Source organism: Streptomyces beigongshangae, assembly GCF_019710745.1.
Lineage (GTDB): Bacteria > Actinomycetota > Actinomycetes > Streptomycetales > Streptomycetaceae > Streptomyces > Streptomyces beigongshangae.
The window spans coordinates 1-15774 of record NZ_JAHKJW010000104.1 but is presented as its reverse complement, the minus strand read 5'-3'; the positions used below and the strand labels follow the sequence as shown (position 1 = coordinate 15774).

1 protein-coding gene and 1 pseudogene are annotated in these 15774 nt (G+C 75.4%); both read left to right on the top strand.

From position 1 onward, the window contains the following. Positions 1-24: 24 nt before the first annotated feature. Positions 25-1011, top strand: a pseudogene (locus tag KM933_RS40100) (type I polyketide synthase); the annotation flags it as partial. Positions 1012-1111: 100 nt separating this feature from the next. Beyond that, on the top strand, positions 1112-15774 hold a 14663-nt coding region (locus KM933_RS37350), incomplete at its 3' end, for a type I polyketide synthase (RefSeq protein ID WP_308013672.1).

Sequence of the window (15774 nt, the reverse complement as noted above, 5' to 3'; positions counted from 1 at the left end):
GTCCCGCCGCTGCTGCGGAACCTGGTGCGCGGCACCCGCCGCGCCGCCGCGACCGCCACCGGCGGCGCGAACACCGCGGCCGACCTCGCCCGCCGCCTCCTGGAACTCACACCGGAGGACCGGGTCCGCCACGCCGTCGAACTGGTCCGTGCCGAAGCGGCCGCCGTGCTCGGGCACTCCTCGGCCAAGGCCGTCGAACCCGGCCGGGAGTTCCGCGAGCTGGGCTTCGACTCGCTCACCGCGGTCGAGCTGCGCAACCGCCTGACCACCGTCACCGGCCTGCGGCTCACCGCCACCCTGGTCTTCGACTACCCCACCCCGCACGGCCTCGCCGAGTACCTGGTGGCCGAGCTCCTCGACGAGCACGGCGAGACCGGCACGCCCGTCGTGGCGGCCGATGTCGCCGACGACCCGGTCGTCATCGTCGGCATGGCCTGCCGGATGCCCGGCGGCGTCGCCACCCCGGACGACCTGTGGCGGATGCTCGCCGACGGCGAGGACCGCATCACCGGGTTCCCGACCGACCGCGGCTGGGACCTGGACGCCCTGTTCGGCGGCGGCCCCGACAACCGCGGCGTCAGCGCCACCCGCCGCGGCGGCTTCCTGCACGACGTCGGCGGCTTCGACGCCTCCTTCTTCGGGATCTCCCCGCGCGAGGCCCTCGCCATGGACCCGCAGCAGCGCCTCCTCCTGGAGACCTCCTGGGAGGCGTTCGAGCGCGCCGGCATCGACCCGGCGGGCCTGCGCGGCAGCGCCACCGGAATCTTCGTCGGCACCACCGGCCAGGACTACGCCAACCTCGTCATGACCTCCCGCGAGGACGTGGAGGGGCACGCCAGCACCGGCCTGGCCACCAGTGTCATCTCCGGCCGGGTCTCCTACGCCCTGGGCCTGGAGGGACCGGCGCTCACCGTCGACACCGCCTGCTCCTCCTCCCTCGTCGCGCTCCACCTCGCCGCCCAGTCGCTGCGCAGCGGGGAGAGCTCCCTCGCCCTCGCGGGCGGCGTCACCGTGCTGTCGACCCCGATGAACTTCTCCGGGTTCACCCGGCAGGGCGGCCTCGCCGGCGACGGCCTGNGAGAGCTCCCTCGCCCTCGCGGGCGGCGTCACCGTGCTGTCGACCCCGATGAACTTCTCCGGGTTCACCCGGCAGGGCGGCCTCGCCGGCGACGGCCTGTGCAAGGCGTTCGCGGACGCCGCCGACGGCACCGGCTGGTCCGAGGGCGTCGGCATGCTCGTCCTGGAGCGCCTCTCCGACGCCCGCCGCAACGGCCACGAGGTCCTGGCCGTCGTCCGCGGCTCCGCCATCAACCAGGACGGCGCCTCCAACGGCCTCACCGCCCCCAACGGCCCCTCCCAGCAGCGCGTCATCCGCCAGGCCCTGGCCAGTGCCGGACTCGGCCCGTCCGACGTGGACGCGGTGGAGGCCCACGGCACCGGCACCACCCTGGGCGACCCGATCGAGGCACAGGCACTCCTCGCCACCTACGGCAGGGACCGGGACCCGCAGCGGCCGCTGCTGCTCGGCTCGATCAAGTCGAACATCGGCCACACCCAGGCCGCCGCCGGTGTCGCGGGCGTCATCAAGATGGTGCTCGCCATGCGCCACGGCGCCCTGCCCAAGTCCCTCCACATCGACCAGCCGTCGACGCACGTCGACTGGGAGGCCGGAGCGGTCCGCCTGCTCACCGAGGAGACCGCCTGGCCCGAGACCGCGCGTCCGTGGCGGGCCGGTGTCTCGTCCTTCGGACTGTCCGGTACCAACGCGCACGTCATCCTGGAGCAGCCCGAGCCGCAGTCCCTGGAAGAGCCGGTGGCGGAGCCGGAGGTCACCCCCGGCGTCGTGCCGTGGCCCGTCTCCGCCCGCACCGAGGAAGCGCTGCCGGGGCAGCTGGAGCGCGTCACCGCGCTCGACGCCCCGCCGCTGGACCTGGGCTACTCCCTCGTCACCGGCCGCTCCGTCTTCGAGCACCGCGCGGTCCTGCTGGCCGGCCCGGAGGGCGGGCCGGTGGAGGTGGCGCGAGGACGCGCCGTCGAGCGGACGCCGGCGGTGCTGTTCTCCGGCCAGGGGTCGCAGCGGGCGGGGATGGGGCGCGAACTGTACGCGCGCTTCCCGGTGTTCGCGGCGGCGCTGGACGAGGTGCTGGCGCACCTGGACGAGGGCCTGGAGCGTCCGCTCCGGGAGGTGCTGTTCGCCGAGGAGGGCTCGCAGGACAGCTCCCTGCTGGACACGACCGGGTACACGCAGCCCGCGCTGTTCGCGATCGAGGTCGCCCTGTACCGGCTCGTGGAGTCGTGGGGTGTGACGCCGGAGTTCGTGGCGGGTCACTCGGTCGGTGAGATCGTGGCCGCGCACGTGGCGGGGGTGTTCTCGCTGGAGGACGCCTGCACGCTGGTGGCCGCCCGCGCCCGCCTCATGCAGGAACTGCCCGCCGGGGGCGCGATGGTGGCCGTGCAGGCGACCGAGGCCGAGGTCGCGCCGCGGCTCACTTCCGGTGTCGCCCTGGCCGCCGTCAACGGCCCGGACTCCGTGGTCCTGTCCGGTGACGAGGGCGAAGTCGACGCGCTGGCGGCCGAGTTCGTGGCCGAGGGCCGCAAGACGCAGCGGCTGTCGGTCAGTCACGCCTTCCACTCGGCGCTGATGGAGCCGATGCTCGACGCCTTCCGCGAGGTCGCGCGGACCCTGGCGTACACGGAACCGCGCATCCCGGTCGTCTCCAACGTCACCGGCGCGCTCGCCGAGCCCGGACAGCTGAGCGACCCCGAGTACTGGGTCGGCCACGTCCGTGGCACCGTCCGCTTCGCCGACGGCGTGCGCGCCCTGGCCGACGCCGGTGCCAACGCCTTCCTGGAGGTCGGCCCAGGCGGCGTCCTGACCGCCCTCGCGCAGCGGAGCCTCGACGGCGCCGCCGAGACCGTGGCCGTACCCGCCCTGCGCAAGGACCGGGACGAGGAGACGGCACTCCTCACCGCGCTGGCGCAGCTGCACGTCGCCGGTGTCGGCGTCGACTGGGCCCCCTGCTTCCAGGGGACCGGTGCGCGCAGGATCGCGCTGCCGACGTACGCCTTCCACCACGAGCGCTACTGGCCGCGCCCGGCCGCCCACACCGGCGACGTCACCGGCGCCGGACTCCGGCCCGCCGAGCACCCGCTGCTCGGCGCCGCCACCGCGCTCGCCGCGTCCGAGGGGGTCCTCTTCACCGGGCGCCTCTCCCTCACCACCCACCCCTGGCTCGCCGACCACACCGTCGGCGGCGGCATGGTGCTGTTCCCCGCCACCGGCTTCCTGGAACTGGCCGTACGCGCCGGTGACGAGGTCGGCTGCGACCGGGTCGAGGAGTTCACCCTCGCCACGCCGCTGCTGCTGCCCCAGGACGCCGCCGTGGTCGTCCAGGTGTGGGCCGGCGCCCCCGACGAGAGCGGCGCCCGCACGGTCAGCCTGTACTCCCGGCCGGCCGACGCCCCCGAGGAGACCTGGACCGAGCACGCCTCCGGTGTCCTGACCACCGGTGCCGCCACCCTTCCCTTCGACACCTCGGTCTGGCCGCCCAAGGGCGCCGTCGCCACCGACCTGGAGGGCTTCTACGACCGCACCGAGTACGGTCCCGTCTTCCGCACCATCCGCGCCGTCTGGACCCGCGGCGAGGAGGCGTTCGTCGAGGCGGCGCTGCCGTCCCAGGCCGACGACGCCGGCTACTACGGCATGCACCCGGCGCTGCTCGACGCCGCCGTCCAGTCCGTGGGCTTCGCGGGCCTGGACGACGAGCACAAGCTGCTGCCGTTCCTGTGGGCAGGGGTGTCGCTGCACGCGGGCGGCGCCTCCGTGGTCCGTTTCCGGGTGGCCCGCACCGGCGAGGACTCGGTGTCCATCGCCGCCGCCGACGTCGAGGGCGCGCCCGTCCTGTCGGCCGAGTCGCTGGTGCTCCGGGTACCCGCGGGGGCACAGGCCCCCGCCGCCCGCCGTACGGAACTGGACTCGCTGCTCCGCCTGGAGTGGACGGCCGCTCCGGAGACCGGGACCGGGGACGGCCACCCGGACGTCCGGCACACCACCCTCGCCGCCCCGGCCGGGAACGACGCCGCCACCCTTCTGGCCGGGCTCACCGGCGAGGAGGAACTGGTCTGCGTACCGGTCCTCGGCGACACCGCGGGCACCGACGTGCCCGCGGCCACCCACACGCTCACCGCACGCGTCCTCGGACTGGCGCAGGAGTGGCTGAACCAGGAGCGGTTCGCGGGCTCCCGGCTGGTGTTCGTCACCCGCCGCGCCGTACCGGCCGGACCCGGTGACGAGGTGCGGGACCTGCCCGCCGCCGCCGTCTGGGGCCTGGTCCGGGCCGCGCAGTCCGAGAACCCGACCCGGTTCGCCCTGCTCGACCTGGACGAGGACTCCCGCGCCGAGGACGTCCTGCCGCAGCTCCCCGCGCTGCTTGCGGACGGCGACGCCCAGTTCGCCGTACGCGACGGCGCGGTGCTGGTGGCCCGGCTCGACCGCGCGGTGGCCGGCCCCGGCCTGCTGCCGCCCGCCGAGGGCCCGTGGCGCCTGGACAGCACCGCCCGTGGCAGCCTGGACGCGCTGACCCTGCGCCCCTGCCCCGAGGTGCTGGAGGCACCGGAGGGCCGCCAGGTCCGCATCGAGGTGCGGGCCGCGGGCCTGAACTTCCGTGACGTGCTCAACGCGCTCGGCATGTACCCCGGCGAGGCCGGGCTGCTCGGTGCCGAGGCGGCCGGTGTGGTCACCGCCGTCGGCCCGGAGGTGACCGGCCTCGCGGTCGGCGACCGGGTGATGGGCATGGTGCCCGGCGGCCTCGCCACCGACACGCCGATCGACGAACGCTTCCTCGCCCGCGTCCCCGCGGACTGGAGCGACGAGACGGCGGCCTCGGTGCCGCTGGTGTTCCTCACCGCCCACTACGGACTCACCGAACTCGCCGCCCTGTCGGCGGGGGAGCGGGTGCTGGTCCACGCCGGTGCCGGTGGTGTGGGCATGGCGGCGATCCAGCTGGCGCGTCATCTGGGTGCCGAGGTGTTCGCGACGGCGAGCGAGGGCAAGTGGGAGACCCTGCGGGAGCTGGGTCTGGACGAGGACCACATCGCCTCGTCGCGTGATGTGGGCTTCGAGGAGAAGTTCCGTGCGGTCACCGGTGGCCGTGGGATGGATGTGGTGCTGAACGCCCTCGCGGGTGAGTTCGTGGACGCCTCGCTGCGGATCACGGCTGCCGGTGGGCGGTTCCTGGAGATGGGCAAGACCGACATCCGCGACCCGCAGTCGGTCGGCGATGTCCGTTACCGCGCCTTCGACCTCGGCGAGGCGGGGCCGGACCGGACCGCCGAACTGCTGGCCGAGCTGCTGGACCTCTTCGCGCGGGGCGCGCTGAACCCGCTCCCGGTGCGGGTGTGGGACGTGCGGCGGGCGCGTGAGGCGTTCCGCTTCATGAGTCAGGCCAAGCACATCGGCAAGATCGTGCTGCGGCTGCCGGCCCGCTGGTCCCCCGACGGCACGGTGCTGGTCACGGGCGGCACGGGTGGACTGGGCCGGGAACTGGCCCGCCACCTGGTGACGGCGCGCGGCGTGCGCCGGCTGCTGCTCGTGTCCCGGAGCGGTCCGGCGGCGGAGGGCGTGGACGCCTTCCGCGAGGAACTGACCGCCCTGGGCGCCCGGGTGGACGTACGGGCCTGTGATGTGACGGACCGTTCGGCGGTGGAGGATCTGCTGGCGTCGGTGCCGGCGGAGCACCCGCTGACCGCGGTGGTGCACACGGCGGGTGTGCTGGACGACGGTGTGGTGACGTCGCTGTCGCCGGAGCGGCTGGCGGCCGTCCTGCGTCCGAAGGTGGACGCGGCCTGGCACCTGCACGAGCTGACCCGTGACCTCGATCTCGCGGCGTTCGTGATGTTCTCCTCGGTGTCGGGTGTGATGGGCAGTGCGGGGCAGGCCAACTACGCGGCGGCCAACGTCTTCCTGGACGCCCTGGCCCAGCACCGCGCGTCCCGGGGGCTGCCGGGCCTGTCACTGGCCTGGGGCGCCTGGGAGCAGTCGGTCGGTATGACCGGCGCCCTCTCCGAGGCCGAGATGAGGCGTATGTCGGCCACCGCCGCGCCGCCGCTCACCGTCGAGCAGGGACTCGCCCTGTGGGACGCCGCCACGGTCTCCGACGAGCCGTACCTCGTACCGATCGGCGCCTCCGGCAGCAGCCGGATGCCCGGCGCCGTCCCGCCGCTGCTGCGGAACCTGGTGCGCGGCACCCGCCGCGCCGCCGCGACCGCCGTCGGTGGCGCGAGCACCGCCGCGGCCGTCACCCGGCAACTCCTCGACCTGCGCGAGGAGGAGCGCCTGCGCTTCGCGGTCAACCTGGTGCGCGCCGAGGCGGCCCCCGTCCTCGGGCACTCCTCGGTCAAGGCCATCGACGCCGACCGCGACTTCCACGACCTCGGCTTCGACTCGCTCACCGCGGTCGAGCTGCGCAACCGCCTCACCGCGGTCACCGGCCTGCGGCTCCCGGCGACCCTGGTCTTCGACTACCCCACGCCCACCGTGCTCGCCGAGCACCTGGTCGCCGCCCTCCTCGACGAGCAGCGCGGCACGGACCCGGCCGCCCCGGCCGCCGTCGTCCCGGCGCTCGCCGACGACCCGGTCGTCATCGTCGGCATGGCCTGCCGGATGCCCGGCGGCGTCAGCTCCCCCGAGGAGCTGTGGCAGCTCGTCGTCGACGGCGGTGAGGGCATCTCCGCCTTCCCGACCGACCGCGGCTGGGACCTGGAGACCCTCCAGCGGGGCGGCGAGGGCGGCCACGGCCGCAGCGCCACCTCCGAGGGCGGCTTCCTGTACGACGTGGCCGACTTCGACGCGTCCTTCTTCGGGATCTCCCCGCGCGAGGCCCTCGCCATGGATCCGCAGCAGCGCCTGCTCCTGGAGACCACCTGGGAGGCGTTCGAGCACGCCGGCATCGACCCCGCCACCCTGCGCGGCAGCCGCACCGGCGTCTTCGTCGGCACCAGCGGCCAGGACTACACCACGCTCGTCATGAACTCCCGCGAGGACGCCGAGGGCCACGCCCCCACCGGCCTCGCCACCAGCGTCACCTCCGGGCGCCTCTCCTACACCTTCGGCCTGGAGGGCCCGGCGGTCACCGTCGACACCGCCTGCTCCTCCTCCCTGGTCGCCCTCCACTGGGCGGCGCACGCGCTGCGCTCCGGCGAGGCCGACCTGGCCCTCGCCGGCGGTGTCACCGTGATGTCCACCGCCATGGGCTACGCGGGCTTCACCCGTCAGGGCGGCCTCGCTCCCGACGGCCGCTGCAAGGCGTTCGCGGACGCCGCCGACGGCACCGGCTGGTCCGAGGGCGTCGGCATGCTGGTCGTGGAGCGCCTCTCCGACGCCCGCCGCAACGGTCACCCCGTCCTCGCGGTGCTGCGCGGCTCGGCCGTCAACCAGGACGGTGCCTCCAACGGCCTCACCGCCCCCAACGGGCCCTCCCAGCAGCGCGTCATCCGCCAGGCCCTGGCGAGCGCCGGCCTCACGACCGCCGACGTCGACGCCGTCGAGGCGCACGGCACCGGCACCACCCTGGGTGACCCGATCGAGGCGCAGGCCCTGCTGGCGACGTACGGTCAGGACCGGCCCGGGGACCGGCCGCTGCTGCTCGGCTCGATCAAGTCGAACATCGGCCACGCGCAGGCCGCCGCCGGTGTCGCCGGCGTCATCAAGACCGTCATGGCGATCCGGCACGGTGTCCTGCCCAAGTCCCTGCACATCGACCGGCCGTCCACCCACGTCGACTGGACCGAGGGCGACGTACGCCTGCTGACCGAGACGACCGACTGGCCGGAGACCGGCCGTCCGCGCCGCGCCGCCGTGTCCTCCTTCGGGATCAGCGGCACCAACGCGCACACCATCATCGAGCAGGCCCCCGAGGCCGACGCGCCGGTGACCGCGGCCGAACCGGAGGCCACCCCCTCCGCCGTGCCGTGGCCGGTGTCCGCGAAGTCCCCGGAGGCGCTGGACGCGCAGCTCGCCCGGATCACCTCCGTCACCGATGCCGACCCGCTGGACATGGGCCTGTCGCTCGCCACGGGCCGCTCGGTCTTCGAGTACCGCGCCGTCCTGCTGGCAGGTGCCGAGGGCGAACCGGTGGAGGTGGCGCGGGACCGTGCCGTCGAGCGCCGGACCGCCCTCCTCTTCTCCGGTCAGGGGTCGCAGCGGGCGGGGATGGGGCGTGAGCTGTACGCGCGCTTCCCGGTGTTCGCGGCGGCCCTCGACGAGGTGCTGGCGCTGCTCGACCCGCAGCTCGACCGCCCGTTGCGTGAGGTGCTGTTCGCGGAGGAGGGCAGCGAGGACGCCGCCCTGCTGGACACCACCGGGTACACGCAACCGGCCCTGTTCGCCGTCGAGGTGGCGCTGTACCGCCTGGTCGAGTCGTGGGGGGTGAGCCCCGAGTTCGTCGCCGGTCATTCGGTCGGTGAGATCGTGGCCGCGCACGTGGCGGGGGTGTTCTCGCTGGAGGACGCCTGCACGCTGGTGGCCGCCCGCGCCCGGCTGATGCAGGAGCTGCCCGCAGGTGGGGCGATGGTGGCCGTGCAGGTCACCGAGGCCGAGGTCACCGGCCGGCTCACCGAGGGGCTGTCCGTCGCGGCGGTCAACGGTCCGGATTCCGTGGTGGTCGCGGGTCCCGAGGCCGAGGTGACGGCACTGGCGGCCGAGTTCGTGGCCGAGGGCCGCAAGACGCAGCGGCTGTCGGTCAGCCACGCCTTCCACTCGGCGCTGATGGAGCCGATGCTCGACGCCTTCCGCGAGGTCGCGCGGACCCTGGCGTACACGGAGCCGCGCATCCCGGTCGTCTCCAACGTGACGGGTGCTGTCGCGGAGCCCGGACAGCTGAGCAGCCCCGACTACTGGGTGGAGCACGTCCGCGCGACCGTCCGCTTCGCCGACGGGGTGCGCGCCCTGGCCGACGCCGGTGTCAACGCCTTCCTGGAGGTCGGTCCCGGCGGCGTCCTGACCGCCCTCGCGCAGCGGAGCCTCGACGGTGCCGCCGAGACCGTGGCCGTACCCGCCCTGCGCAAGGACCGGGACGAGGAGACGGCACTCCTCACCGCGCTGGCGCGGCTGCACACCGGCGGAGCACGGGTCGACTGGGCCCGCGTCCTCGACGGCACCGGCGCCCGCCGCGTCCAGCTGCCCACCTACGCCTTCCAGCGCGCCCGGTACTGGCCCGACACCCGGCCCCAGGCCGCCGGCGGTGGGGCCGATCCGCTGGACAGCGCGTTCTGGACGGCCGTCGAGGGCGAGGACCTGACCAGCCTCGCCGCCGACCTGGCCGTGGACACCGACGCGCTGGGAGCCGTGCTGCCCGCCCTGTCGACCTGGCGGCGCAGGCGGCGCGACCAGGCGATGGTCGACTCCAACCGGCACCACGAGACGTGGAAGCCGCTGTCCCTGCCCACAGGCGCGCCCGTCCCGGCGGGCACCTGGCTGGCCGTGGTGCCCACCGCGCTCGCCGAGGACCCGTGGACGTCGGCCGTGCTCGACGCCGTCGGCACCGACGTCGTACGCCTGACCCTCGACATCGCCGACGCCGCGGGCGCCGTCGAACGGGACGTGCTCGCCGACCGGCTGCGCGGACTGTCCGCCGACGGCACCGCCCTGGCGGGAGTCGTGTCCCTGCTGGCGCTCGCCGACTCCCCGCGGGCCGCCGTCCACGGCGACGCGTCCGGTGGTCCGGCCGCCCCGTCCGCGGTCCTGTTCCAGGCGCTGCTGGACGCGGGCGTCACCGCGCCTCTGTGGTGCGTGACCCGCGGCGCCGTCACCGTGGCGGCCTCCGAGGCGCTCACCGCTCCCGCCCAGGCGGCGGTGTGGGGCCTCGGCCGGGTCGCCGCCCTGGAGCACCCCGCCGCATGGGGCGGTCTCGTGGACCTGCCCGCCGAGCTGGACGAGCGCGCCGCCCGCAGGTTCGCCGCCGTCCTGGCCGGACACGACGGCGAGGACCAGGTCGCCGTACGCGCTTCCGCGGTCTTCGGCCGCCGGCTGGTCCCGGCACCGGAGACGGCGCCCGACGCGGGCTGGGAGCCGCGCGGCACCGTCCTCGTCACGGGCGGCACCGGCGGCCGGGGTGCCCACGTGGCACGCTGGCTGGCGGGTGCGGGCGCCGAGCGCCTGGTGCTGCTGAGCCGGCGCGGCCCCGACGCCCCCGGCGCCGGTGCGCTCCGTGCCGAACTGGAGGGACTCGGCGCCCACGTCACCCTCGCCGCCTGCGACGCGGCCGACCGGGACGCGCTCGCCGCGGTCCTCGCGGACATCCCGGACGACACGCCGCTCACCGCGGTGGTGCACGCCGCCGCCGTCGTCGACGACGGCGTCCTGGACGACCTCACCCCCGAGCGGTTCGCCGCCCTGCACCACGCCAGGACCGCGCCCGCCGTCCACCTGGACGAGCTGACCCGCGGCCTGGACCTGGACGCGTTCGTCCTCTGCTCGTCCGTCGCCGGCACCGTCGGCACGGCGGGCCGGGCCAACCTCGCCGCGGCCACCGCCGTCCTCGACGCGCTCGCCCGGCACCGCCGCGGCGCGGGCCTGCCCGCCACCTCGGTGGCCTGGGGGGCCTGGATCGGCGACGAGCCCGAGGACCCCGCGAACGCGGAAAACCCCGAGAACCCCGCGACCACGGAGAACGCGGCGGGGCGGTGGCCGCAGCGCGCCACCGGCCACCCGGCCGTCCACCCCGACCTGGCGCTCGCCGCGCTGCGACAGGCCGTCACCCGGCCCGAGGCCGCGCCCGTCCTGTTCGACCCGCGCCAGCCGCAGGTCCTGGACGGTCTGATCGGGATGCGCGGCAACGCCCTGCTGCGCGACCTGCCGCAGGCACGGCAGGCCCTGGCCGACGCGGAGAGCACCCGTGACCGGACCCGGACCGCCGCGTCCGGCCTGGCCGCACGGCTGCGCGACCTGCCCGCCGACGAACGGACCGGGCTCCTCACGGACCTGGTGCGCACCCACGCGGCGGCCGTCCTCGGCCACCCCGGCCCGGAGGCCGTCGCCCCCGACCGGAACTTCCGCGACCTCGGCTTCGACTCGCTCACCGCGATCGAGCTGCCCAACCGGCTGGCCCTCGCCACCGGACTGCGGATGCCGGCCACCACGGTGTACGACTACCCGACCTCCCAGGCCCTCGCCGAGCACCTCGTCGCCGAGCTGCTGGGCGAGCAGGACACCCGCGGCGCCGGCCCGGCCGCCGCCGCCCTGGCCGAGGACCCGGTCGTCATCGTCGGCATGGCCTGCCGGCTGCCCGGCGGGGTCCGCTCCCCGCAGGACCTGTGGGAGATGCTCAGCGAGGGCCGCGACGGCATCCAGGCGTTCCCCGAGGACCGCGGCTGGGACCTCGCCACCCTGATGTCCGGCGGCGCCGACGGCCGCGGCCGCAGCGCCACCCTGCGCGGCGGGTTCCTCGACGGGGCCGCCGAGTTCGACGCGTCCTTCTTCGGGATCTCCCCGCGCGAGGCCCTCGCCATGGACCCGCAGCAGCGCCTCCTCCTGGAGACCACCTGGGAGGCGTTCGAACGCTCCGGCATCGACGCCGACGGGCTGCGCGGCAGCCGCACCGGCGTGTTCGTCGGCACCAACGGCCAGGACTACTCCACCCTCGTCATGAACTCCCGCGAGGACCTGGAGGGCCACGCCGGCACCGGTCTCGCCGCGAGCGTCGTCTCCGGCCGACTGGCCTACACCTTCGGCCTGGAGGGTCCGGCGGTCACCGTCGACACCGCCTGCTCCTCCTCCCTGGTCGCCCTGCACTGGGCGATGCAGGCGCTGCGCGCCGGCGAGTGCGACCTGGCCGTCGCGGGCGGCATCACCATGATGAGCACGCCGTCCGCGTTCTCCGGGTTCACCCTGCAGAACGGCCTGGCGACCGACGGCCGCTGCAAGGCGTACGCGGACGCCGCCGACGGCACCGGCTGGTCCGAGGGCGTCGGTCTGATCGTCGTGGAGCGCCTCTCCGACGCCCGCCGCAACGGCCACGAGGTCCTGGCCGTGGTCCGCGGCTCCGCCATCAACCAGGACGGCGCGAGCAACGGCCTGACCGCACCCAACGGCCCCGCGCAGCAGCGCGTCATCCGCCAGGCCCTGGCCAGCGCCGGCCTCACGACCGCCGACATCGACGCCGTCGAGGGCCACGGCACCGGCACCCCGCTCGGCGACCCGATCGAGGCGCAGGCCCTGCTGGCGACGTACGGTCAGGACCGGCCCGGGGACCGGCCGCTGCTGCTCGGCTCGATCAAGTCGAACATCGGCCACACCCAGGCCGCCGCCGGTGTCGCCGGCATCATCAAGACCGTCATGGCGATGCGGCACGGCGTCCTGCCCCGCACGCTCCACGTGGACCGGCCGTCGACGCACGTCGACTGGGAGGCCGGAGCGATCAGGCTGCTCACCGAGGAGTCCGCCTGGCCCGGGACCGGGCGCCCCTGGCGCGCGGGCATCTCGTCCTTCGGCATCAGCGGCACCAACGCGCACACCATCATCGAGCAGGCCCCCGAGGCCGACGCGCCGGTGACCGCGGCCGAACCGGGGGCCACCCCCTCCGTCGTGCCGTGGCCGGTGTCCGCGAAGTCCGACGAGGCCCTGGACGCCCAGGCCGCGGGCGTCACCGCGCTCACCGGCGCCGACCCGCTCGACGTGGGCTTCTCCCTCGCCACCGGCCGCGCCCTCTTCGACCACCGTGCCGTCCTGCTCGCCGCGCCCGGCGGCGCGCCGGCCGAGGTCGCCCGCGGCCGGGCCGCCCACCGCACCCTCGCGGTGCTGTTCTCCGGCCAGGGCTCGCAGCGCGCCGCGATGGGCCGCGAACTGTACGGCCGCTTCCCGGTGTTCGCCGACGCGCTGGACGCGGTGCTGGCCCGGCTGGACGTCGGCCGCGACCGCTCCCTGCGCGAAGTGCTGTTCGCCGCGGAGGGCACCGACGACGCCGCCCTGCTGGACACCACCGGGTACACCCAGCCGGCCCTGTTCGCGGTCGAGGTGGCGCTGTACCGGCTCGTCGAGTCCTGGGGTGTCCGGCCCGATCAGGTGGCGGGTCACTCCGTGGGAGAGATCGCGGCCGCGCACGTGGCGGGGGTGTTCTCGCTGGAGGACGCCTGCACGCTGGTGGCCGCCCGCGCCCGCCTCATGCAGGAACTGCCCGCCGGGGGCGCGATGGTGGCCGTGCAGGCCACCGAGGCCGAGGTCGCGCCGCGGCTCACCCCCGGCACCGCCCTGGCCGCCGTCAACGGCCCGGACTCCGTGGTCCTGTCCGGTGACGAGGGCGAAGTCGACGCGCTGGCGGCGGCGTTCGCGGCCGAGGGCCGCAAGACGCAGCGGCTGTCGGTCAGTCACGCCTTCCACTCGGCGTTGATGGAGCCGATGCTCGCGGAGTTCCGCCGCGTCGCCGAAGCCCTGGAGTACGCCGAGCCGCGCCTCCCGGTCGTCTCCAACGTCACCGGAGCGCTCGCCGAACCCGGACGGCTGACCGACCCCGACTACTGGGTCGAGCACGTCCGCGCGACCGTCCGCTTCGCCGACGGGGTGCGCGCCCTGGCCGGCGCCGGTGCCAACGCCTTCCTGGAGATCGGCCCCGGCGGCGTCCTCACCGCCCTCGCCCAGCGCGTCCTCGACGCCGAAGGACGGGACGAAGCCGTCGGCGTCCCGGCCCTGCGCAAGGACCGGGACGAGGAGACCGCCCTGCTCACCGCGCTCGCCGGACTGCACGTCGCCGGTGTACGCGTCGACTGGGCCGCCTGGTTCGACGGCACCGGTGCCCGCCGCACCGAACTGCCGACGTACGCCTTCCAGCGCGAGCGCTACTGGCCGCGCCCGGCCGCCCTCACCGGCGACATCAGCACGGCCGGCCTGATCTCCGCCGACCACCCGCTGCTCGGCGCGGCCGTCCCGCTCGCCGACTCCGAGGGCGCCCTGTTCACCAGCCAGGTATCCCTCCAGGTCCACCCCTGGCTGCTCGACCACAAGGTGGGCGGCACGGTCATCATGCCCGGCACCGGCTACCTGGAGATGGCCGTCCGCGCCGCCGACCAGGTCGGCTGCGCCCGCGTCGAGGAACTCGTCCTCGCCGCCCCGATGGTCCTCGACGAGAAGGTGCCCACCGCGGTCCAGGTCGTCATCGGCGCACCCGGCGAGGACGGCTCCCGCTCCATCACCTTCTACTCCAGGCCCTCCGACGTCACCGACGGCCCCTGGACCCGGCACGCCGACGGCGTCCTCGCCGTCGAGGAGCACAGCGACCCCTTCGAGGCACCCGTCTGGCCCCCCGCCGACGCCGTGTCCGTGGAGTTCGACGGCGACTACAGCCGCACCGAGTACGGGCCGTCCTTCCAGGGCCTCCGCCAGGTCTGGCTCCGCGGCGAGGAGGCCTTCGTGGAGGTCGCCCTGCCCGAGGAGGTCGCCGGGGACGCCCAGTACTTCGGGATGCACCCCGCCCTCCTGGACGCCGTCCAGCACGCCAACGGGTACCTCGGCGTCGGCAGCGCGGACAACCCGCTGCTGCCGTTCGCCTGGAACGGCGTCTCCCTGCACGCGGGCGGCGCCACCACCCTGCGGGTACGGATCACCCGGCTCGGCGACGAGTCGGTCCGGCTGACCGCCGCCGACGCCGAGGGCGCCCCGGTGCTCTCCGCCCAGTCCCTGGTCCTGCGCGCCCCGAGCGTGCCGCGCGCCCCCGTGGCCACCGGCGGCCAGGAGCCCGTGTTCCGCCTCGACTGGACGGCTGCCCCCGACGTCAAGCCCACCGAGGGCCTGACCGCCGCCGCCCTCGGCGAGGACGTCTTCGGCACCGGCAGCACCCTGACGTCCCTGGCCGAGCTGACCGGTCCCGACACCGACCCCTCCGACGCCCCCGACTTCGTCCTCGTCCCGCTCACCGGGACGTACGGCGACGCCGGTGGCGGTGCCGGTGCTCCGGACGCCGGTAGCCTGTACGCCGCCGGGAGCGACGTGCCCGGCGCGGTCCACGCGCTGACCACCCGCACCCTGGACCTGGTCCAGCAGTGGCTGGACGCACGGGGCCTCGACCACGCGCGCCTGGTGTTCGTCACCCGCGGCGCGGTCGCCGCCGACGACACCGAGACGGTCCGCGACCTCGCGGCCGGCGCCGCCTGGGGCCTGGTGCGCTCCGCGCAGTCCGAGAACCCCGACCGGTTCGTCCTGCTGGACCTGGACGCGCCGGACGCCCCGGCCGCTCCGGAGGCCCCGGACGCCCTGCGTGCCCTGCTGCCCGACCTGCCGGGACTGCTCGCCACCGGCGACGCCCAGTTCGCCGTCCGCGGCGGCACCCCGCTCGTCGGCCGCCTCGAACGGCTCGCCACCGCGCCCGGCCTGCTCGCGCCGGCCGGGGTGCCGTGGCGGCTGGACACCACCGGCAAGGGCAGTCTGGACAACCTGGTCCTCGCCCCCTGCCCCGAGGTGCTGCAGCCGCTCGGCGCCCACGAGGTCCGTATCGACGTGGACGCCACCGGCCTCAACTTCCGTGACGTCCTGAACGCGCTCGGCATGTACCCGGGCGAGTCCGGCCCGATGGGCACCGAGGCCGCCGGCGTGGTCACCGCCGTCGGCGAGGCCGTCACCGGTCTCGCGGTCGGCGACCGCGTCCTCGGCACCGTGCCCGGCGGCTTCGGCCCCGTCGTCGTCGCCGACGAGCACTACCTCGCCCGCGTGCCCGAGGGCTGGACCCAGCAGGAGGCGGCGTCGGTGCCGCTGGTGTTCCTGACCGCGCTGTACGCCTTCCGTGACCTGGC